The sequence below is a fragment of the Solimonas sp. K1W22B-7 genome, from assembly GCF_003428335.1.
GTDB lineage: Bacteria > Pseudomonadota > Gammaproteobacteria > Nevskiales > Nevskiaceae > Solimonas_A.
This window is the reverse complement of sequence record NZ_CP031704.1, coordinates 4,346,543-4,367,153: the sequence shown is the minus strand read 5'-3', so window position 1 is coordinate 4,367,153 and position 20,611 is coordinate 4,346,543. Positions and strand designations below refer to the sequence as shown.

The window sequence follows — 20,611 nt, the reverse complement described above, 5'->3', positions numbered from 1 at the left end:
GGGATCGCATCCGATGAGCAGCGACCCCTCCATTGCCCGCTTCCGCCTGTCGGACCAGTACCAGCAGCTCAAGAACAGCTTTCATCGTCACCTGATCGCGCAGATCGAGGAGCGCAACCTCGATATCGACCAGTGGGGTCCGTCGCAGGTGGAACGCTTCGTCACCGAGCAGATGCGGCGCTACGTCGTGGAGCAGCGCCTGCCGGTGAACCAGCGCGAGTCCGAGGCGCTGGCCAAGGATGCCAAGGACGAGCTGATGGGCTTCGGTCCGATCCAGAGCCTGGTCGAGGACGATGGCGTCAACGACATCGTCGTCAACGGCCCGAATACCGTGTTCGTGGAGCGCGAGGGCCGCCTGCAGGTGGCGCCGGTGCGCTTCTTCAACAATGCCCACGTGGTGCGCGTGATCCAGCGCATCCTGGCGCCGATCGGGCGCCGCGTGGATGAGTCCAACCCGATGGTCGATGCGCGCCTGCCGGATGGCTCGCGCGTCAATGCCATCATCCCGCCGATCGCGCTGGACGGCCCCTGCATCTCGATCCGCAAGTTCCGCAAGAGCGCGCTGTCGTCGGATGACCTGATCCGCAGCGGCAGCTGCACCCGCGAGGAACTGGACTACCTCAAGTTCCGCGTCGAGAAGCGTGCCAACCTGATCGTCGTCGGCGGCACCGGCTCGGGCAAGACCACCTTCCTGAACCTGCTGTCGCAGTGGATTCCGCCGGGCGAGCGCATCCTGACGATCGAGGACGCCGCCGAGTTGCGGCTCAAGCACGAGCACGTGGTGCGCCTGGAGACGCGGCCGCCCAACCTCGAGGGCGAGCGTGCGGTGACCGCGCGCGACCTGGTACGCAATGCCCTGCGCATGCGACCGGACCGCATCATCGTCGGCGAGGTCCGCGGCGACGAGGTGCTGGACATGCTGCAGGCCATGAACACCGGCCATGACGGCTCCATGACCACGATCCACGCCAACAGCACGCGCGATGCGATCCATCGCCTGGAACTGCTGGCGGGGTTCGCCGGCTACAACGGCTCGGAAATCACCTTCCGCGGCCAGGTCGCTTCGGCGATCCAGCTGCTGGTGCAGGTGTCGCGTCTGCCCACCGGCGAGCGCAGGCTGATGTCGGTGACCGAGATCATCGGCGCCAAGGGACATGACCTGCTCACGCGCGAGCTGTTCCGCTACGACGTCGACAGCAAGCAGCACCAGGACCTGCGGGGGTCGATGTCATGAGCGCCTCTGTCCTGGTATTCCTGGTGGCCCTGGCCCTGGTGGTGGGTGCGATCCTGCTGTTCATCCGCGCCGGCCAGCGCGAGAAGCATGACGAGGTGCAACTGCGCCTGCGCGCCGCCGGCGGCGGTGCCGACGCCATCGATGCCGCGGTGGTCGCCAGCCTCAGCAGCGCCAAGCAGATCACCAACCCGATCCTGCGCTGGGCCTGCCGCCTGATCTGGCAGACCGGCGTCGAGCTGGAGCCGCCGACGGTGGCGCGCATCCTGCTGGTGCTGACACTGCTGCTGCCGGTGGCGCTGATCGCCTTCGGCGTGTTTGCCGGCCTGATCATCATCGCCGTGCTGCTGCTGTTCGGCTGGCTGTTCCTGACCCGCCGCGCTGCGGCGCGGCGCCGCAAGATCGTGGAGCAGCTGCCGGACTTCCTGGAGTCGGCGATCCGCGTGCTGTCGGCCGGCAACACGCTGGAAGAGTCCTTTGCCGCCGCAGCCCGCGAGAGTCCCGACCCGATCCGTCCGCTGTTCATGTCTGTGGGTCGCCAGGTGCGCCTGGGCGCACCGATCGAGGCCGTGCTGCAGGACGCCGCGGAAATCCACCAGATCCGCGACCTGCGCGTGCTGGCGCTGGCGGCCTCGGTCAACCGCAAGTTCGGCGGCAGCCTGCGCAGCATCCTGCGCAGCCTGATCCAGGCCATCCGCCGCCGCGACATGGCTGCGCGCGAGCTGCGGGCGCTGACCGCGGAGACCCGCTTTTCGGCGCTGGTGCTGTGCATCATCCCGACGCTGCTGGTGCTGTTCATCGTGGTCCGCAACCCCGGCTACTACGCCCAGTGGTGGTCGGAGCCCGCCGGACGCGGCGTGCTGATCGGCACGGTGGTGTGGCAGATCTGCGGCATCGGCGTGATCTTCCGCATGCTCAAGTCGGTGGAGGGTGAGCAATGAGCCCGGGACTTTTTGCCGGCATCGTCGCCGGGGCGATCATCATCGCGGTGCTGGCGATCGTCGCCGTGGTGATGCTGACCAGCTACTCGCGCGACGAGCGCCGGGTGCGCCAGCGCCTGACGCCGACGGCGGTGGTGCCTGACGAGTTCGATCCCCAGAACGAGCGTCCGCTGCTGACCGCCATGGTGCGCAGCGGCAAGACGCTGGAAAGCATGGTGGACGAGCATGGCGAGTCGGCCAGGCTGCTGCTGCAGGCCGGCTGGCGCAGTTCCAGCGCGCGCATGATGTGGTACGCCTTCCAGACCGTGCTGCCGCTGCTGTTGGCCGGTGTGGTACTGGCGTACTGGCTGTTCGGTCCGGACAAGAACAAGGTCATGTACACGGCCTTCGTCGGCTTCGGCTGCGCGGCCTTCTCGTTCCTGATCCCGCGCTGGATGCTGCGCAGTGCCGCCAATGGTCGCCGCGAGCGCATCAAGAACGAGGTGCTGCTGTTCATCCACATGCTGGCGCTGCTGTTCGACGCCGGCCTGTCGACCCGCCAGGCTTTCGCCAGCCTGGTGCGCGACAGCCGCGGCGTGCTGCCGGAGCTGGGCAAGGAGTTCGAGCTGCTGCTGCGCCAGCTGGAGGCCGGCAGCGACACCGCCGAGACCCTCAAGTCGCTGGCCGACCTGATGGAGGTGCCGGACCTGACCAGCGTGCTGGGCGTGCTGCGCCAGGTGGACCGCTACGGTGGCGAGATCCGCCAGCCGCTGATGGAGGTGCTGTCGGTGATCGAGGAGCGGCGCACGCTGGATGCGCGCGAGAAGGTCAACCTGATCTCCGGCCGCATGACCGTGGTCATGGTGCTGTTCTTCTTCCCGTCGCTGCTGATCTTCGTCGCCGGTCCGGCGTTCTCGGCGATCATCCGTGCCCTGGGCGACATCAATGCGAAGTGACCGGCCGCTGGCGCTGCTGCTGGCCTGCCTGCTGTTGCCGCTGGCCGGCTGCGCGACGCTGGACGGCGGCGATGCCCCCGCGACGGGCATGCGCCCTTCCAGCGCTGCCGCCGCTGCGGCGCCGGTACGCGAGGACGAGCCGCTGGCCGAGGCCAACGAGAAGAACAGCGCCGCGGTGGTCACCGAACTGATCCGCGGCATGCTGCAGCAGGAGCAGTACTACGCGGCGCTGGCACACATCCAGCAGCAGCGCGGCCGGCAGGACAGCGCCGAATTGCGTTTCCTGGAGGGCGAGGCGCAGCGCCACCTGGGACGCACGGTGGAGGCCGACAAGCTGTATCGCGGCCTGCTGCGTGGCGACTACGCGGCCCAGGCCTACCGCGGCCTGGGTCTGCTGCACGCCGGCACCAACCTGCCGGTGGCGACACAATTCCTGCGCGAGGCGGTGCAGCGCGAACCGACCAGCGCCGAGATGCGCAGCGACCTGGGCTACGCCCTGATGTCGGCCGGGCGCTACCGCGAGGCGCTGCCCGAGATCGCCACTGCCGTCGAACTCGACCGCAATTCGCTCAAGGCGCGCAACAACCTGATCCTGCTGCTGATCCTCACGCGCGACGAAGCCGGCGTGAAGAAAGTGGCCGAAGCTGGCGACGTCAGCGCCCAGGCCCTGGCGAAACTGCGCAAGCAGGCGCAGGACCTGTCCACCCGTATTGCGATGAACCGAGGTGCCCCATGAGGAAACTGTCCATCATCATCCTGGCGCTGGCCGCCCCCCTGGCGCAGGCGGCGGACGAGGCGGCAGCCACGCCCCAGCCGGGCGACGAAACCCGCGCCTGGGTGCAGCTGCAGACCAGCGGCTCCGCCTCGGTCGCGACACCGCCGACCACCGAAGGCGAGGTCGCCGAGCACGTCTATCAGCGCTACCTGAAGAGCTTCGACCATCCGATCCCCCTGTACCTGCCGCGTCAGACCTTCGTGTCGGGCGGTGGCAGCGGCCAGTAAGGCGGCAATCCCGGCCCCCGCGGAGTCGCGGTCCTAGCGCTTGAATTCCATGCCGCCGCAGGAGACAGACCGGGGGCGCCAGCGGACCATGCGGGCGCTCTGGGCGGGCTTCGCCCTGTCGGCACTGGTGCTGATCGCCGCGGCCTGGCAATGGGGCCATGCCGAGCAGCTGCGCCGCAGCCAGGAACTGGCCGCCGTTGCCGGCGAGTTGCAGAACCTGGGCGAGCAGCTGCGGGCCTGGCCCGCCGACCGCGGCCTGCGCCAGTCCCTGGGAGAACTGCTGGCTCATCCGCGCCTGGGCTACGCCCGCTTCGACCTGCGCGATGGCAAGGGGGCCGTCCTGCTGCAGCTGGGCCGCTACGACGCGCTGGACCTGCCCCTGCCGCGGCCGCTGCGCGAGGCCCTGCGCAGCGGCATCTACCGTGTCAGCAGCTATCCCGGCGAACTGGTGCTGCGCGATCATGACGGGGCCTGGCGCGGCCTGCTGCAACTGCGCCTGCTCAAGTCGCGCCGCCAGCTGCACGATCCGGTCATCCGCACCATGCAGGGCGCGGCGCGCATGCAGGGCCTGCTCGGCCTGCTGCTGCTGGGCGGCTTCGCGCTGCTGCTCTACCGCCAGGCGCGTCCGGTGCCCGACTGGTCGAGCCGCCTGCTCCCGGCCGACACGCCGCCGCGTCCGCGCGCGCGCCGAGGCGACGGGCAGCCGGATCCCTATGCCGCCGGTGTGCGCCAGCGCGTCGGCCGCGCGCTCGACGGACTGGCCTACGGCCTGATCCTGGTCGCCCGCGACGGCCGCATCGTCTACACCAACGACACCGCCGAGCAGCTCACCGGCTGGCTGCGCGCCGACGTGCAGGGGCGGCTGGTCTATACCGTGTTCCGCACCCTGGGCGAGGACGGCATCCCCGAGGTGACCCCCGCCGAGGCCTGCATCCGCGACGGCCAGGACCTGCCGCCGCAGGCGCGCGCGCTGCGCGCGCGCAACGGCGAGACCCGGCCGATCGAGGTGATGAGCTGCCTGCTGCGCGACCATGACGGCGTGGTCGATGGCGCGGCGATGCTGTTCCGCGACATGTCGGTGGCGATCCGCCAGAACGACGAGCTGCGCCGCCAGGCGCGCCTGTCGCAGGGCGTGGTGGATCACCTGGACGAGGGCCTGCTGACCACCGACCCGGCCGGCGTGGTGCGCTTTGCCAACGCCCGTGCGCAGCGCATGTTCGGCTATTCGCGCGACGAAATGGCCGGCGTCACCGTCACCAAGCTGATGCCGGTGCCCTTCCTCAACACGCCTGGCGTGCGCATCGGCGACTACATCGGTGCGCGTCCCGCGGCGCACCTGCCCAAGGTCGTGGGCTGGCGCAAGGACGCCACCACCTTCCCGGTGGAGCTGTGGGTGCAGCCGATGAGCGTGGACGACAGCTCCGGCCTGGTGGTGATCATCCGCGACATCACCGAGCGCCTGCGCGGCGAGAACCTGGCCTCGCGCCTCGGGCGCCTGCTCGACAGCGCGATGGAGGAAATCTACATCTTCGACGCGCAGACCCTGTACTTCCTGGAAGTGAACCGCGGTGCGCAGCGCAACCTGGGCTATGGCCTGGACCAGCTCAGCATGATGACGCCGCTGCAGATCAGCGAGGACCTGGACGCGGCGATGTTCCAGTCCTACCTGGGGCGCCTGCGCGGCGGCGACACCGGGCACCTGAGCTACCGTTGCCGCCACCGCCGTGCCGACGGCAGCAGCTACCCGGTGGAGGTGCGGCTCAACTTTTCGCGCGAGGAGGAGCCGCCGGTGTTCATGGCGATCGTCGCCGACATCAGCGAGCGCCAGGCGGCCGAGGAGCGCCTGCACCAGCTGGCGCATTTCGACGCGCTGACCGGCCTGCCCAACCGCACGGTGCTGAAGGACCGTCTCGATCAGGCATTGCTGGCGGCCTCGCGCAATGCGCGCCTGGTGGGCGTGTTCTTCATCGACCTGGACCGCTTCAAGCCGATCAACGATCGCCATGGACACGAGGTCGGCGACCGCGTGCTGCGGGCGGTGGCCGAGCGCCTCAAGCAGGGCCTGCGCAGCACCGACACGGTGGCGCGCCTGGGTGGCGACGAGTTCGTGATCGTGGCGCAGGGCCTGCGTACGCGCGAGGACGCGGGGCGCCTGGCGCAGAAGCTGCTCGACAGTTTCCAGGCGCCGCTGCAGCTCGACGAGCTGTCGCTGCCGGTGACACCGAGCATCGGTATCGCGCTGTACCCGCTGGTGGAGACCGACACCGAGGGCCTGCTGCGCTACGCCGACTCGGCGATGTACCAGGCCAAGCAGGCCGGTCGCGCGCGCTACCACCTGTTCGAGGCCGACCTGGCGCCGGAACGCCGGCGGCGGCTGGAGCTGCAGCGCGAGGTGCATACCGCGATCGCGCTCAACCAGTTCCGTGCGCGCCTGCAGCCGGTGATGGCGGCGCGGGGCTCGGCGGTGACCGCTGCCCTGCTGCGCTACGACTGGCAGCATTCGCGACACGGCGTGATCGGCGAGGACGAGGCGGCGCTGGCCGCCCAGCAGGCCGGCGTGCGCGCCGACCTGGAACTGTGGGGCGTCTACCGTGCTTGCGAGCTGCTGTCCGAGGCGGAGCGGGTAGGGGCGGCGATGCCGCCGCTGCTGGTGGAGATTTCCGCCTTCCAGCTGCGCACCGCCGACTTCGGTCTCTATGTTGCCGACCTGATCGACCGCTTCCGCATCGCGCCGAGCCAGCTGATCCTGGCGCTGCGGGTGCCCGACGGCGAGACGCTGTTGCTGCACGATGCCGCGCAGGCCCTGGTACGCCGCGGCTTGCGCTTCGGCCTGCATGCCGGAGCGGTCGCAACCTCGGTGCCCGAGGGCGCGCCGCTGCTGTGCCTGCTGGAGGTGAGTGCCGCGCTGCTGGTGGCCGGGCAGGGCGAGTTGCCGGCATTGGCACGACAGCACGGGATGGAACTGCTGGTGCGTGACGTCGACGAGCCGGCGCAGGCCGCGGCGCTGGTCGAGGCGGGCGTGGGCCACCTGGGCGGCGAGGCGCTATTGCCGCCGCAGGACCTGGCCGATTTCCTGCTGCGGCTGCAGCAGCATCCGCTGCAGCCGCTCTAATCCGGCAGGCGCAGCGCCAGCACGTCGCAGGGTGCGCGCTGCACCACGTGTTCGTCGGTATGGCTGAACAGCGCCGCCAGGCCGCGGCGCGGATGGTGGCCGATCACCACCAGGTCCACCGCGCGCTCCTTGGCCATCCGCTTGATCTCGCCCGAAGCGGAGCCCTGCAGCACCAGCAACTGTTCCGCCGGCACTTCGCAGCGGCCGCACAGCGCTTCCATCTGCTGCCGGGCCTGGTCGACCAGCTGACGGTTGAGATCGGGCGTGGCGATCATCAGGGCGTCGCCGCTGTCCATGGGAATGAATTCGACCACGTGCAGCACGGTGAGCCGTGCGCCGAACAGCCGCGCCATGCCCTGCGCATGCCGCAACACCCGCTCGCCATGCGGGTCCAGGTCGACTGCAGCGAGGATGTGCTGGTAGTTGGCCATGCGGGTCTCCGGCGTTTGGGGGAGGGGTTCAGTATCCCGCTCTGCTTGGGTTTTGGAAACCTTTGCGGGGGTGGAGTTCCGTGCCTGTGGGGGCACAAGGACAGCGCTCCTCTCAGGGGAAAGCCACAGCGGGGATACCGGAGACAGCGGTCTGCTGGGTGCGCACCGCGCACCATTTACGAATCGCTGGACTGTCCCGCGTGCGCGGTGCGCACCCTACGGGCGGCTACTGCCTACCGGCCGCCACTTCCAGAGCCCGATTCGCCAGCGCCGCGAACTGCTCCGCGCTCAAACGCTCCGCGCGAATCCCGGGATCAATCCCCACCGAAGCAATGTCGGCCGCCGTCATCATGCCCTTGAGCCCGTTGGAGAGCGTCTTGCGGCGTTGCGAGAAGGCGGCGGTGACCAGGCGGTCGAACAGGGGCCAGTCGCGGATCTCGAAGGACGGCGGGCGGGGACGCAGGCGGACGATGGCGGAGTCCACCTTCGGGGCCGGCTTGAAGGCGCCGGGGCCGACGTCGAACAGGTGGGCGACTTCGGCCCGCGCGGCCAGCGAGACGCTGAGGCGGCCGTAGGCGTCCTCGCCCGGCAGGGCGGCCATGCGGTCGACCACTTCCTTCTGCAGCATGAAGTGCATGTCGCTGATCGCGTCGGCGAACTTCAGCAGGTGGAACAGGATCGGCGTGGAGATGTTGTAGGGCAGGTTGCCGATCAGGCGCAGGCGGCGGCCGTCGGCGAAGGTGGAGAAATCCACCTTCAGCGCGTCGGCCTGCAGGATGTGCAGCTTGTCGGAGTGCCCGCAGGCTTCGATCAGGTGCGGGATGACGTCGCGGTCCAGTTCCACCACCTGCAGCTCGCCGGCCAGGCGCAGCAGCGGCACGGTGAGCGCGCCCAGGCCAGGGCCGATCTCGATCAGGCGGTCGCCGGGCTGCGGGTTGATCGAGCGCAGGATGCGGTCGATCACGTAGGGATCGTGCAGGAAGTTCTGGCCGAAGCGCTTCTTGGCGAAGTGATCAGCGCTCATTCCGCGTGGCTCCGCTGTACCAGCTGCAGGGCGGTATGGATCGCCGACTCCAGGCTGCCGTGGTCGGCGCGGCCGCTGCCAGCCAGCTCCAGCGCGGTGCCGTGGTCCACCGAGGTGCGGATGATCGGCAGGCCCAGGGTGATGTTCACGGCCTCGCCGAAGCCGGCGAACTTGAGCACCGGCAGGCCCTGGTCGTGGAACATCGCCAGCACTGCGTCGGCGCCGTCGAGGTGGCGCGGTGTGAACAGGGTATCGGCCGGCAGCGGGCCTTCGATGCGCCAGTTCAGGGCGCGCAGTTCGTCCAGTACCGGGCGGATCACCTCGATCTCCTCGCGGCCCAGGTGGCCGCTTTCGCCGGCATGCGGGTTGAGGCCGCAGACCAGGATGCGCGGGCGGCGGATGCCGAAGCGGTTCTCGAGATCGTCGCTGAGCACCTGCAGCACGCTGCGCAGGCGCTCGGGAGTGATGGCGTCGGGCACGTCGCGCAGCGGCAGGTGCGTGGTGGCCAGCGCCACGCGCAGCTTGCCGGCGGCCAGCATCATCACCGGCAGCGCGGTGCCGGTCATCTCGGCGAGGAATTCGGTGTGGCCGGTGAAGGGGATGCCGGCGGCATTGATGATGCTCTTCTGCACCGGCCCGGTGACCAGCGCGTCGGCATGGCGCTGCACGCAGGCGCGGGTGGCGGTGCGCAGGGTCTCCAGCACGTAGGAGGCATTGCGCTGGTCGAGCTGGCCCGGCTGCGAGGGCACGGCCAGCGGTACGCTCAGCACGCGCAGGCGGCCGGTCTCGTGTTCGCGCGGATCCTCGCCGAAGTCGACCTCGCGCAGCTCCAGCGGCAGGCCCAGGCGCTCCGCGCGTTCGCGCAGCAGCTCGGGATCGGCCACGGCGACCAGTTCGGCCGGCCAGCTGCGCTGGGCGGCGGCCACCACCAGGTCAGGACCGATGCCGGCGGGTTCCCCCGGCGTCAGCAGCAGGCGCGGCAGCATGGGCGCACGCGATTCCGGGGCGTCAGGACTTCTGCGCCGCGGCGGCGGCATCGTCCGGCAGGCGGTACTCGATGTAGGCCTCTTCGCGCAGGCGACGCAGCCACAGCTCGTATTCCTCGGCGGCCTTGCGGTTGCCCAGGGCCTGGCGCGCGCGGGCGCGCTTGGACTCTTCCGTGGTGTCGCGCGTGCGGCGCTCGGTCACGCTGGCGACGTGCCAGCCGAACTGGGTGCGGAACGGCGGGCTGACTTCGCCCGGCTTGAGCTGGTCGAGGCGGATCTGGAACTCGGGCACGAATACCCCGGGCGGCTGGAAGCCGAGATCGCCGCCGCTGCTCTTGGAGCCCGGGTCGTCGGAGAACTCCTTGGCGAGCTTGGTGAAGTCTTCGCCGGCCTGCACGCGATCGTAGAGGTCGCGGGCCAGCTGGCGGGCCTGCTCGTCGGTGCGCAGGGTGTTCTGCTGCACCAGGATGTGGCGGGCGCGGGTTTCGCTGACGCTCTTGCGCTCGTCGCCGCCGCGCGCGCCGACCAGCTTGAGGATGTGGAAGCCGCCGGTGGTTTCCAGCACCTCGCTGACCTGGCCGGGCTGCAGCTTGCCGGCGGCGTTGGCGAACAGCGTCGGCAGGTCGCCGCCCTTGCGCCAGTCGAGATCGCCGCCCTGCAGGGCCTGCTGGCCGTCGGAGGAGGCGATGGCGATCTGGCCGAAGTCATCGCCGGTCTTGATGCGCTTGAGCAGGTCCTCGGCCTTCTTGTGGGCGTTGGCGCGGACCTCGGAGCTGGCGCCCTCGGGTATGGCAACCAGGATATGGGACAGGCGGTATTCGACGTTCTCGTTGTCGCCGACCTGCTGCAGCAGCAGGTCCACGTCCTGGTCGGTGACGGAGACGCGGCTTTCCACTTCCTTGGAGCGCAGGCGCTGGATCAGCACCTCGTCGCGCACCTGCTCGCGCACGGCCAGGAAGTCCAGACCGTCCTTGCGCAGCTCGGTGGCGAACTCCGACAGGCTCAGGCCGTTCTTCTGCGCGATGCCGGTGAGCACCTCGTTGAGTTCACGGTCGTCGATCCGGATGCCGGCCTGGGCGGCGCGCTGCGTCTGGATGCGCGTCAGGACCAGGCGCTCCAGCACCTGGCTGCGCAGGGCGGCTTCGGGCGGGGCCTTGATGTTGCGCTCGCGGATCTGGCGCTGGGCGTCGTCCATGGCGCGGTCCACCTCGGACTGCAGGATCACGCCGTCGTTGACGGCGACGACGATGCGGTCCAGCACCTCGGCCGCCTGCGCGGACAACATCGACAGGGACAGCAGCAGACCGGCAGACCAGCGACGGATGTTCATGGGGGTTCGTGGGAAATCGGTGAGGGCGGGATTATCGCCGATGCGGGAGGAAATGCTCGCTGCTCGGACTGCTGCAGGGCCTTCCAAGTTTCATGCCGTGCTCTATTAATAAAAATTACAACAATTATAAATATTTTATCACTGATAAAAGTCGCTGTCCGACTGCAGCAGGCTGGAGCCACCGGAACCGATCTGTCCCAGCCCCTTGAGCACCAGCTGCACGTAGACCCCGCTGCTGTACTCGCCGGCGGTGGTGGCGATGTAGCGGCGATAGGAGGTGCGCATGGTCCAGCAGCAGGTCTCGTACTGCAGGCCGGCCTGGCTGTCGAGCGTCTGGTTGTCGTCCACCGAGTAGCGCCAGCGGCCGGCGGCGCTCCAGCGCTGCCACAGCGGCGTCGACAGGATCAGGTCGGTCTGCTCCAGCTGGTTTTCGCGGTAGCGGTAGCCGACGTCCAGGCGGCGGCGCTCGCTGCGGTAGCTCAGGCCCAGGCTGCTGCGGTTGAACTTGTTGTCGTTGGGCGACCACTGCGCGGCCAGCACCGTACGCAGCTTTTCGCTGATGCGGTAGTCGAGGCTGGCGATGAAGTCGGTGGCGCCGCTGTCGGGGGCCGTGCCGCCGGGCAGGGTCACGCGCGGGGCTTCCAGGCGGAACAGCTGGCCGAGGCTGGCGTTGAAGCGGGTGACGCCGCTGTCGGGGTCGAGCTGGCGCAGGCTGGCGGCGATGGCCACCTGGTTGGCGTCGGACACGCGGTCGCGGCCGAGGAAGCGGTTGTGCGCGAACAGCTGGGTGAACTCGAAGTCGGGCTCGCCGCCGTCGAACACCGGCAGGTCGTCCTGGTTTTCGTAGGGCGTGTAGAGGTAGAACGCCCGCGGTTCCAGCAGCTGCAGCTGGCCGGAGTCGGTGACGCGCTCGAAGCGCAGGCCATACTCGGCGCTCAGGCTCGGCAGGCTGCGGCTGGGGTCTTGGGACTGGCCGGGAGCGAAGCCCAGGTCGGTGAGGCGATAGGTGGTGTAGTCGTATTCCAGCTGGCCGCGCGCGAACCAGGCGGCGCCCTCGCGCTCGGTGCGCAGGTAGGGGCGCAGGTCGATGCGCTGGCCCTGCACGGAATCCTCGCGGGCGAAGTTGACGTATTCGCCGTTGAAGCCGGCGCGGGTGTCGAACAGGCTCTTGCGGGTCTCGGCATCGACCAGCACCTGCGGCAGCCGGCGATAGGGGTCGTCCACCGCCACCAGCGCCGAACTCAGCGGCTGGAAGTCCTGCACCAGCGCCTGCACGCGGTAGGCCGCCGGGGCCTGATAGGTCAGGCGGGCACTGCGTTCCAGGTGGGTGATCGCGGTAAGGTCAAGACGGCCGCCGAAGTCCTCGAAGTAGGACTGGTCGCTGGTGCCGTCGTACTGCATCGACAGCGCGGTGCGGCGGTTGATCAGGCTCTGGTGCTCGAAATGCAGGTAGTCGCGCATTTCGCCGGTCTGGCGATCCTCGCTCAGGTATTCGTAGCGTGCCTTGCCTTCGCCGCTGCCCAGCAGGTAGCGGAAGTCGGTGGCGACCTGCGTGCCGCGCTCGGTCATCAGGCGCGGGGTCAGGGTGGCGTCGTAGTTGGGCGCCAGGTTGATGTACAGCGGCACCTGCATGTCGAAGCCGGTGCGGTCCGAGTCGCCGATCGTGGGGTAGAGCAGGCCGGTGTGGCGGCGGTCGTCGATCGGGAAGCGGAACCAGGGGGCGTACAGGATCGGTACCCCCAGGAAGTCCAGGCGGGCATTGCGGGCGGTGCCGAAACCTTCCTCGCGGTCCATGTGGATGTCGCCGGCCTTGAGCTCCCAGCCACGCGACTTCGGTGCGCAGGTGGTGAAGCTGACCTTTTCCATGTCGGCCTCGCCTTCGCGGTTCAGCGACAGGCGCTCGGCGGTGCCGTGGGCCGAGCTGGCCGGCATGGTGAACTCGCTGCGATGGAACACGCCGGTCTGGCTGTCCAGGTCGAACTCCGACTGCTGCGAGCGCACGCTCATCTCGCGGTTGCGGAACACCGACTCGGCGTTGACGCGGACCGAGTTCTCGCGGTCGTCGAAGTCCATCTGCTCGGCACTGAACAGCTTGTCGCCCTGGCGCAGGCGCACCGAGCCGGTCAGCTTGGACAGGCCTCCCTCTTCCAGCGCGGCATTGTCGGCGTTGAGGATCACCTGCTCCGGGTCCAGGGCCAGTTCAGGGGCGGGAACACCGAAGTCCAGCTGCGGGCAGGAGGCGCCGCCCTCCTCCAGTGCCCAGGCGGGGACGGAGAGGCCGAGGCCGGCTGCCAGGGCGAGCCGATGTAGGGCGTGGCGTGTGAGGGGGAGCAAGTTGGTTCTTCTCTTGGACCCGAAGTATGGTTTTTGCAGGGCGGCCGTGTCCATCGCCCCCTCCCTGGCGGGCCTGCGCGCCGCCGCCATCGTGTAAGCTGCCGCGATCATTTTGCGACCCCGACCGTGACCACCGTTTCCACCGACGCCGATCCGCGCGCCCAGCGCGCCCGCGAGTGGGCCCTGCGTGAGCTGGGCCTGTCCACCGCCGACTTCGCCCCGGCCTCCGCCGACGCCAGCTTCCGCCGCTATTTCCGTCTGGAGCACCAGGGCCAGAGCTGGGTGCTGATGGACGCGCCGCCGGAGCGCGAGGACTGCCGGCCCTTCATTCGCATCGCCGGCCTGCTGCTGGACGCCGGCCTGCATGGCCCGCGGGTGCTGGCGCAGAACCTGGAGGAGGGTTACCTGCTGCTCAGCGACCTTGGCCGCCAGACCTTCCTGCACGTCATCACCCCGGACAATGCCGACGCGCTGTTTGCCGATGCCATCGCCGCCCTGATCCAGTGGCAGCTGGCCTCGCGCCCCGGGGTGTTGCCGCCCTACGACGACGCCCTGCTGCGCCGCGAGCTGGCGCTGTTCCCGGACTGGTACCTGGCGCGCCACCTGCAGTGCGAGCTGAGCCCGGCCCAGGCCGCGACCCTGGCCGGCATCGATACCCTGCTGGTGCAGTCCGCGCTGGCGCAGCCGCGGGTCTACGTGCACCGCGACTACATGCCGCGCAACCTGATGATCTCCGCGCCCAATCCCGGCATCCTGGATTTCCAGGACGCGGTGGAGGGGCCGATCGCCTATGACGTGGTGTCGCTGTTCAAGGACGCCTTCCTCTCCTGGCCGGCCGAGCGCGTGCGCGGCTGGGCGCAGCAGTACTGGCGCCAGGCGCGTGCCGCCGGCCTGCCGCTGGCGGGCGACTTCGAGAGCTTCTTCCGCGACTTCGAATGGATGGGCCTGCAGCGCCACCTGAAGGTCATCGGCATCTTCGCGCGCATCAACTACCGCGACGGCAAGCCGCACTACCTGGCCGACGTGCCGCGCTTCATCCGCTATGTGCGGGAGACGGCGGGGCGTTACTCCGAACTGCAGCCGCTGCTGGGCCTGTTCGATGAACTGGGCATGACCGCGTGACTCCGACCTTGAACATAAATCCGTTCGTGTGTCTTGAGGCATGCGCGCACCTCGATACGCGACGCTTCGCGGCGCTACTCGGTGTGAACGGTTCGTTTGGTGTGGTCGTTCAATGACCAAGGCCTTCATCCTGGCGGCTGGTCGAGGCGAGCGCATGCGCCCGCTGACCGACCACACGCCCAAGCCCCTGCTGGAAGTGCGCGGCAAGCCGCTGGTGGCGTATCACCTGGAGGCGCTGGCCGCCGCCGGTGTGCGCGAGGTGGTGATCAACCTGGGCTGGCTGGGCGCGAAGATCCGCGAGCATTTCGGTGACGGCAGCACCTATGGCCTGCACATCGCCTGGTCCGACGAGGGCTGGCCGGCGCTGGAGACCGGCGGGGGTATCCTCAAGGCCCTGCCGCTGCTGGGCGAAGAGCCGTTCCTGCTGATGAACGGCGATGTCTTCACCGACATGCCGATGTCGCGGCTGGTGGCGCGCGCGCAGGGCATGCCGGCTGCCGACCTCGCACACCTGGTCGTGGTGCCCAACCCGCCGCAGCACCCCCAGGGTGATTTCGCGGTGGTGGACGGGCGCCTGGTCGAGCCGGCGCCGCCGCAGTACACCTTCAGCGGTCTCTATGTGCTGCGGCCCGAGCTGTTTGCAGGCTGCCAGCCCGGCCATTTCGGCGTGGTGCCGCTGCTGCGCGCGGCCGCGCAGCGGGGGCAGGTTTCCGCCGAGCTGCATGAAGGGCTATGGTCCGATGTCGGCACGCCGGAGCGCCTGGCGGCCCTGAACGCAGGAGCGCAAGCATGATCAAGGTATCCAAGGCCGCGGACGGCAAGCTCAAGCAGCAGATCGAGTGCGGTCCCAACACCTTTTACGCCGACGAGCCCGAGGCCAACGGCGGCGACAACCAGGGCCCGGCGCCGCACGACCTGCTCGATGCCGCGCTGGGCAGCTGCACCGCGCTGACCCTGACCCTGGTGGCGCGCCGCAAGGGTTTCGACCTGCGCGACGTGCGCGTCGAGGTGGATCACGAGAAGGCCGCTGACGGCAGTCATCTCATGCATCGGCGCATCGAACTGGTCGGCGAGCTCAGCGGCGAGCAGCGCGATTACCTGCTCGGCATTGCCAACAAGTGCCCCGTACACAAGACGCTCAGCGGCAAGATCGACATCGATACCGCGCTGATCTGAAACCCTCAAGCCTGAAGACCCCATGACCGCCCAGCCGCCCGCCACGCTGCCCAACCCCTCCGAGCTGCAGAACCGCGTGCAGCAGGTGCTGGACCGCGCGCGTGGCTTCGGGGCCACTTCCGCCGAGGCGAGTCTTTCCGCCAGCCGCGGCCTGTCCCTGTCGGTGCGCATGGGCGAGATCGAAAGCCTGGAGTTCCAGCAGGACCGCGACCTCGGCGTGACGGTCTACTTCGGCAATCGCAAGGGCAACGCCAGCACCGGCGACTTTTCCGACCGGGGCATTGCCGATGCGGTGCGCGCGGCCTGCGACATCGCCCAGGCCACCGGCGAGGACATCGCCAATGGCCTGGCCGACCCGTCGCGCATGGCGCGCGAGTTTCCCGAGCTGGACCTGGATCATCCCTGGGACCTGTCGCCGGAGCAGGCGATCGAGGTGGCCAAGGCCTGCGAGGCAGCGGCCTTCGCCGCCGACGCACGCATCACGCAGAGCGAAGGCGCCAGTGTCGCCAGCCATCGCGGGGTGTCGGTCTACGCCAACAGCCATGGCTTCATCGGCCACCGTCACGGTTCGCAGCACAGCATCAGCTGCGCGGTGGTGGCGGGCGAGGGCGACGAGATGCAGCGCGACTACTGGTACTCCGGTGCACGCAGCCCGCAGGACCTGCTGTCGGCCGAGGTCATCGGCCGCCGCGCCGGCGAGCGTGCCGCGGCGCGCACGGGTTCGCGCAAGCTGACCACGCGCCAGGCGCCGGTGCTGTTCCCGCCGGAGCTGGCGCGCGGCCTCTGGGGCCATTTCGTCGGTGCGATCTCCGGTGGTTCGCTGTACCGCAAGGCCAGCTTCCTGCTCGACAAGCTGGGCCAGCCGGTGTTCTCGCCGCTGGTGCGCCTGGAGCAGCAGCCGCTGCTGCCGCGGGGTGCCGCCAGCGCCGCCTGGGACAGCGAGGGCGTGGCGACACAGCCGCGCGTGCTGGTGGACGACGGCGTGTTGCAGGGCTGGCTGCTGGGCAGCTACTCGGCCCGCAAGCTGGGCCTGCAGAGCACCGGCAATGCCGGCGGCGTCTACAACCTGCTGGTGCGCCCCGGCGAGAAGGACTTCCAGGCCATGCTGCGCGAGATGCACGAGGGCCTGCTGGTCACCGAACTGCTCGGCCACGGCGTCAACGGTGTCACCGGCGACTATTCGCGCGGCGCCGCCGGCTTCTGGGTGGAGAACGGCGAGATCGCCTATCCGGTGCAGGAGCTGACCATCGCAGGCAACCTGCTGGAGATGTACCGCGACATCGTTGCGCTGGGCAGCGACGTCGACCCGCTGGCCGGCACGCGTACCGGCTCGGTGCTGCTGGGCAAGATGACCATCGCCTCCTGAGACGCCGGTGCGGTGCCCGCCGGATTGGTCACGGCGGGAAGGAATGACCCATCAGCCTGTTGCTATCATCGCCGGGCCACTCCCTGACCGTTGCTGGAGCACTCGATGGCCTATCGCCGCCTGTTCACCGGACTGTTGCTGGTCCTGATCGGCGCCATTGTCTGGCGGGCACTGTTCGGCGCGCCGTCGCACGCCCCCGGCAAGGCCACGCAGCCCGGCAGCAGCCCGGCAGGACTGTCCGCGCCGGCGGAGCCGCCGCAGGTCGAGCGTGGGCGCAAGCTGCTGGACGCGCGCAGCTACGGCGCGCTGGAGGAGTGGCTGGCGGACCTGCGGGCCGCCCATACGCGCAAGGCTTCCGTGGAGCTGCCGCTGTACGAGGCCTACGCGGCATTCGACGACAGCGATCCAGCCCTGCGCGAACAGATCAGCCTCTGGATCCAGAAGCGGCCCGAGTCCGCGGAAGCCAGGCTGGTGAGCGCCATCCAGCGGCTCCGGGCGGCGGAGGACACACAGGCGCCCGGCTCCCTGCTGCTGCTGGCCAAGGAAGACGCCGGCGTTGCCCTGGCAACCGACCCGGGCCATCCGCTGGCCTGGTGGGCACTGGTGCGCGCCACGGCGGCGCTGGAGGGTGGCGAGGCCGTCCCGTCCCTGCACGAGCGCCTGATGCGCAACGCGCCCGCCGCCTTCTATGCACACCGGGCGCTGCTCGGTTGCCTGCAGCCGAGCTGGGGTGGCAGCTACGAGGCGATGCAGGACTATGCGGCGAAGCTTCAGGCGGGCGCTGCTGCCAATCCGCGCCTGGAAATCCTGCAGGGCCTGCCGCATGCCGTGCGCGCCAAGGCGGCGCTGGCTGCCGGAGACGAGGCCACGGCGGAGCAGGAATACGATCTCGCCCTGGCGTATGGCGACGATCCGGATTTCCTCGCTGACCGCGCGGCCCTGCGGATTCGCCTGCTGCGGTTCAGCGACGCGATGGCCGACTACCGGCGACAGCTGGAGAAGTTCCCCTCGCGCGAAAGCCGGCAGGCACTGGCGTCTGCCCAGGAACGGATGCGCGAGCGTGCCTACGTGCTGCATCGCGGCGATCAGCAGGAGCAGGCGCTGCGCGCCTACGATGCCTTCCGCGAACTGTGGCCCGACGATCACGGGGTGCTGCTCTACCAGGGCCTGCTGTATGCGGCGCTGGGGCGTCATGCCGATGCGCTGGTCGATTACCGGCGGCTGCTCAAGCTCGACCCTTCGAACTTCGAGGCGGTGAAGGCGGCGCAGGACAGCCTCGGCCAGAGCGGCCGCTGGGACGAGGCCATCGTCCTGTGGAATGCCTATATCGACCGCGTTCCCGACAAGTCCCAGGCCTACATGGAGCGCGGCAGCAGTCATTTCCACAAGGGCGACAAGCTGTCGGCCTACGACGATGCCGCACGCGCCTGCGACCAGGGCCTGCCCGCCGCCTGCGTCTGGAAGGACCGCCTGCTGACGGACCCGGCGGTGAAGGCGCACGCGTCAGCCTGATCCGGGGGCGACCCGCGACAGTTCGCGGAGTTTGCGAGGGCCGGCTGTGCATGTTCCCTGCGCGGGCGGGGCTGTATCCTTCACATCCTCGAGTGAGCCCCCTTCCCCGGTGTAGGAGCGAGCTTGCTCGCTCCTACATTTGCAGCGTTTGTCGCCATAAACAAGAAACCCCGCGTCCATCGCTGGAGGCGGGGCTTGTTTTTGCAGCGCTTTCGCTCAATGCCGGAAGTGCCTCACACCCGTGAACACCATCGCCATTCCATGCTCGTCGGCAGCGGCGATCACTTCGTTGTCGCGCATGGAGCCGCCCGGCTGGATCACGGCGGTGATGCCGGCGGCGGCGGCGGCGTCGATGCCGTCGCGGAAGGGGAAGAAGGCGTCGGAGGCCATGACCGAGCCCTTCACTTCCAGTTTTTCATCGGCGGCTTTGATGCCGGCGATCTTGGCGGAGTAGACGCGGCTCATCTGGCCGGCGCCGACGCCAATGGTCTGGTGGCCCTTGATGTAGACGATGGCGTTGGACTTGACGAACTTGGCGACGCGCCAGGCGAACAGCAGGTCGGACAGCTCGGCCTCGGTGGGCGCGCGCTTGCTGACCGTCTTGAGCTGGGCGAGGCTCATGGTGGCGTCGTCGCGGTCCTGCACCAGCAGGCCGCCGGCGACACGCTTGTAGTCCAGCGCGGCGGCGCGGCTGGCGGGCCACTGGCCGCATTCCATCAGGCGCACATTCTGCTTGGCGGCGACGGCGGCCTTGGCTTCGGCGGTGGCGGTGGGGGCGATGATCACCTCGACGAACTGGCGGTCGACGATGGCCTTGGCGGTGGCGCCGTCCAGCTCGCGGTTGAAGGCGATGATGCCGCCGAAGGCGGAGGTGGGGTCGGTCTGGTAGGCCAGGTTGTAGGCTTCCAGGATCGAACCGGCGATGGCGACGCCGCAGGGGTTGGCGTGCTTGACGATGACGCAGGCCGGTTCGTCGAAGCTCTTGACGCATTCCAGCGCGGCGTCGGCGTCGGCGATGTTGTTGTAGGACAGTTCCTTGCCCTGGACCTGCCTGGCGGCGGCGATGGTGCCGGCCTCGGGGTTCTTCTCGGCGTAGAAGGCGGCGCGCTGGTGCGGGTTCTCGCCGTAGCGCATGTCCTGCAGCTTGCTGAACTGCAGGCCCAGCACGGCCGGGAACACGGCGCGGTTGCCTTGGTCGTCGAGGCTGGAGAGATAGGCGGCGACCATGCCGTCATAGCGCGCGGTGTGGCTGTAGACCTTCACGGCCAGGCGCTCGCGGGTGGTGCGGCTGACGCCGCCGGCATCCATTTCGGCCAGCACCGGGGCGTAGTCGACGGGATCGACCAGCACGCTGACCCAGGCGTGGTTCTTGGCGGCGGCGCGCAGCATCGCCGGGCCGCCGATGTCGATGTTCTCGATGGCGTCTTCACGCGAGCAGTCGGGCTTGGCCACGGTCTGCTCGAAGGGATAGAGGTTGACCACCAGCAGGTCGATGGCGGCGATGCCGTGCTGCGCCATGACCTCGCCGTCGATGTCGCGGCGGCCGAGCAGGCCGCCGTGGATCTTCGGGTGCAGGGTCTTGACGCGGCCGTCCATGATCTCGGGGAAGCCGGTGTGCGAGGACACTTCCACGGCCGGCAGGCCGGAGTCCTTCAGCAACTTGTAGGTGCCGCCGGTGGAGAGCAGTTCGACGCCGCGGCCGTGCAGCTCGCGGGCCAGGTCGACGATGCCGGTCTTGTCGGAAACCGACAGCAGGGCGCGCTTCACCGGGGTCTTCATCGTTGATTTCCTGGGGTGCCGAGGGAATGCTGGAAAGAAAAACCGCGCTCTAGAGCGCGGTGGGCTTGATCTTGTACTGCTTGAGCTTTTTTCGCAGCGTGGCGCGGTTCAGGCCGAGCATTTCGGCGGCCTTGGACTGGTTGCCGTCGCAGTACTTCAGCGAGGCGCGCAGCAGCGGCGGCTCCACCTGGTCGAGGATGGTGTCGTACAGGTTCTTGGGCGCGTGTCCGTTGAGCGCGCGGAAATAATCATCCAGGCACTCGGCGACCGAATGGTTCAATGGCTTGATGTCTGAAATCTTGTAAGCGGACATGAAGTCTTCCTTGACGC

General features: G+C 69.1%; 18 protein-coding genes. 11 read left to right on the top strand and 7 right to left on the bottom strand.

The features are described from left to right. Nucleotides 1–13: 13 nt before the first annotated feature. The 6 genes from D0B54_RS19675 (at nucleotide 14) to D0B54_RS19650 (ending at nucleotide 7,221) form a co-directional block, all read left to right on the top strand. Entirely contained in the window at nucleotides 14–1,234 is a 1,221-nt protein-coding gene (locus tag D0B54_RS19675) for a CpaF family protein (protein ID WP_117293382.1), read from the top strand. Next, entirely contained in the window at nucleotides 1,231–2,172 is a 942-nt protein-coding gene (locus D0B54_RS19670; protein WP_117293380.1) for a type II secretion system F family protein, read from the top strand. The genes D0B54_RS19675 and D0B54_RS19670 overlap by 4 nt, the downstream gene beginning before the upstream one ends. Next, nucleotides 2,169–3,107: a type II secretion system F family protein gene (locus D0B54_RS19665; protein ID WP_117293378.1), complete on the top strand. Its 939-nt coding sequence runs from the start codon at nucleotides 2,169–2,171 to the stop codon at nucleotides 3,105–3,107. The genes D0B54_RS19670 and D0B54_RS19665 overlap by 4 nt, the downstream gene beginning before the upstream one ends. Beyond that, on the top strand, nucleotides 3,097–3,843 hold the full coding sequence (locus tag D0B54_RS19660) for a tetratricopeptide repeat protein (protein ID WP_117293376.1): 747 nt from the start codon (nucleotides 3,097–3,099) through the stop codon (nucleotides 3,841–3,843). The genes D0B54_RS19665 and D0B54_RS19660 overlap by 11 nt, the downstream gene beginning before the upstream one ends. Next, nucleotides 3,840–4,109, top strand: coding sequence for a DUF3613 domain-containing protein (locus tag D0B54_RS19655; protein WP_117293374.1), 270 nt, complete (start codon nucleotides 3,840–3,842; stop codon nucleotides 4,107–4,109). The genes D0B54_RS19660 and D0B54_RS19655 overlap by 4 nt, the downstream gene beginning before the upstream one ends. A gap of 88 nt (nucleotides 4,110–4,197) precedes the next feature. Beyond that, on the top strand, nucleotides 4,198–7,221 hold the full coding sequence (locus D0B54_RS19650; protein ID WP_117293372.1) for a sensor domain-containing protein: 3,024 nt from the start codon (nucleotides 4,198–4,200) through the stop codon (nucleotides 7,219–7,221). On the opposite strand, the gene D0B54_RS19645 is transcribed toward D0B54_RS19650, so the two are convergent. The 5 genes from D0B54_RS19645 to D0B54_RS19625 all read right to left on the bottom strand — a co-directional run bounded on the left by D0B54_RS19645 (nucleotide 7,218) and on the right by D0B54_RS19625 (nucleotide 13,326). Beyond that, nucleotides 7,218–7,652 carry a universal stress protein gene (locus tag D0B54_RS19645; RefSeq protein WP_117293370.1) on the bottom strand — a complete coding sequence of 145 codons (435 nt, stop codon included), beginning with the start codon at nucleotides 7,650–7,652 and terminating at the stop codon, nucleotides 7,218–7,220. The two genes, D0B54_RS19650 and D0B54_RS19645, sit on opposite strands and share 4 nt — an antisense overlap. A 226-nt stretch (nucleotides 7,653–7,878) precedes the next feature. Then, nucleotides 7,879–8,676: a 16S rRNA (adenine(1518)-N(6)/adenine(1519)-N(6))-dimethyltransferase RsmA gene (gene rsmA, locus D0B54_RS19640; protein WP_117293368.1), complete on the bottom strand. Its 798-nt coding sequence runs from the start codon at nucleotides 8,674–8,676 to the stop codon at nucleotides 7,879–7,881. Then, on the bottom strand, nucleotides 8,673–9,662 hold the full coding sequence (gene pdxA / locus D0B54_RS19635; protein ID WP_117293366.1) for a 4-hydroxythreonine-4-phosphate dehydrogenase PdxA: 990 nt from the start codon (nucleotides 9,660–9,662) through the stop codon (nucleotides 8,673–8,675). Before pdxA ends, rsmA begins: the two co-directional genes overlap by 4 nt. Before the next feature lie 22 nt (nucleotides 9,663–9,684). Further along, nucleotides 9,685–10,992, bottom strand: a complete 1,308-nt coding sequence (locus D0B54_RS19630; RefSeq protein WP_117293364.1) for a peptidylprolyl isomerase — start codon at nucleotides 10,990–10,992, stop codon at nucleotides 9,685–9,687. A 138-nt stretch (nucleotides 10,993–11,130) separates the two neighbouring features. Continuing rightward, nucleotides 11,131–13,326 carry an LPS-assembly protein LptD gene (locus D0B54_RS19625; protein WP_162932577.1) on the bottom strand — a complete coding sequence of 732 codons (2,196 nt, stop codon included), beginning with the start codon at nucleotides 13,324–13,326 and terminating at the stop codon, nucleotides 11,131–11,133. A 126-nt stretch (nucleotides 13,327–13,452) separates the two neighbouring features. On the opposite strand from D0B54_RS19625, the gene D0B54_RS19620 reads away from it, so the two are divergent. The 5 genes from D0B54_RS19620 (at nucleotide 13,453) to D0B54_RS19600 (ending at nucleotide 18,502) form a co-directional block, all read left to right on the top strand. Next, on the top strand, nucleotides 13,453–14,448 hold the full coding sequence (locus D0B54_RS19620; RefSeq protein WP_117293360.1) for an aminoglycoside phosphotransferase family protein: 996 nt from the start codon (nucleotides 13,453–13,455) through the stop codon (nucleotides 14,446–14,448). Between the two features lie 112 nt (nucleotides 14,449–14,560). Continuing rightward, nucleotides 14,561–15,241 (top strand): N-acetylmuramate alpha-1-phosphate uridylyltransferase MurU, encoded by a 681-nt coding sequence (murU, locus tag D0B54_RS19615; protein WP_117293358.1) that lies wholly within the window; start codon nucleotides 14,561–14,563, stop codon nucleotides 15,239–15,241. Next, complete coding sequence (locus D0B54_RS19610; RefSeq protein ID WP_117293356.1) at nucleotides 15,238–15,624, top strand: OsmC family protein; 387 nt, start codon at nucleotides 15,238–15,240, stop codon at nucleotides 15,622–15,624. The genes murU and D0B54_RS19610 overlap by 4 nt, the downstream gene beginning before the upstream one ends. Nucleotides 15,625–15,646: 22 nt before the next feature. After that, on the top strand, nucleotides 15,647–16,990 hold the full coding sequence (pmbA, locus tag D0B54_RS19605) for a metalloprotease PmbA (protein ID WP_205527191.1): 1,344 nt from the start codon (nucleotides 15,647–15,649) through the stop codon (nucleotides 16,988–16,990). Between the two features lie 105 nt (nucleotides 16,991–17,095). Then, a complete protein-coding gene (locus tag D0B54_RS19600; protein ID WP_117293354.1) occupies nucleotides 17,096–18,502 on the top strand; it encodes a tetratricopeptide repeat protein in 1,407 nt (468 codons plus the stop codon). Between the two features lie 216 nt (nucleotides 18,503–18,718). Here the strand turns inward: D0B54_RS19600 and purH are convergent, their stop codons facing one another. Further along, a complete protein-coding gene (purH, locus tag D0B54_RS19595) occupies nucleotides 18,719–20,281 on the bottom strand; it encodes a bifunctional phosphoribosylaminoimidazolecarboxamide formyltransferase/IMP cyclohydrolase (protein ID WP_117293352.1) in 1,563 nt (520 codons plus the stop codon). 49 nt (nucleotides 20,282–20,330) lie between these two features. Continuing rightward, nucleotides 20,331–20,594 carry a helix-turn-helix domain-containing protein gene (locus tag D0B54_RS19590; protein ID WP_117293350.1) on the bottom strand — a complete coding sequence of 88 codons (264 nt, stop codon included), beginning with the start codon at nucleotides 20,592–20,594 and terminating at the stop codon, nucleotides 20,331–20,333. Nucleotides 20,595–20,611: the final 17 nt, after the last annotated feature.